This window comes from Photorhabdus africana, from assembly GCF_035181445.1.
In the GTDB taxonomy this organism is placed as follows: domain Bacteria; phylum Pseudomonadota; class Gammaproteobacteria; order Enterobacterales; family Enterobacteriaceae; genus Photorhabdus; species Photorhabdus laumondii.
Window position 1 is genome coordinate 1 of the sequence record NZ_JAXBVE010000175.1, and the last position, 493, is coordinate 493.

The 493-nt window shown below is 51.3% G+C and carries 1 protein-coding gene; it reads right to left on the bottom strand.

Annotation, left to right across the window (positions count from 1 at the left end; genetic code table 11):
- On the bottom strand, window positions 1-493 hold a 493-nt coding region (locus tag SLS51_RS24930; RefSeq protein WP_323840847.1), incomplete at both ends, for an N-6 DNA methylase.

Here is a 493-nt window from a genome sequence, read left to right on the forward strand (position 1 = left end):
CGTCACCATTTGCTGAGACATGACATGAGTGAGTGAATTGCCTACCGTGACCACGGCCGGGATGCCCAGCAACGACAGTTGGATATACGTCATCATCGCGGCAACCGGGTCTATATCGACACAAAACGCCAACATCTGCCGCTGAGGATTAAACCCCGCTTCCAGCATGGCCTGATGCATCGCAATAATCATCCCGCCGGCGCCACAAGCCGGGTCAGACACCGTGATATATTCATGCTCTCCGGATCCCAACCTCGTCAAGTCTTCAGCGAACTGCATTCTGGCCATCATATGGCTGACAGGAAACGGCGTAAAATACTGGCCAGCCTGGTCATGACCTAATTCCAGCGCCATGAAAATAGACCCCAGAAAATCACCGACCTCATACTCCAGTCCCATAATAACTTCACTCAGCAAACGACTCAGCCGGAATGCATCTTCACGGGAATAACGTTTAACCCGCTGCATATAGTCCGCTTCAAATTCCTCATTT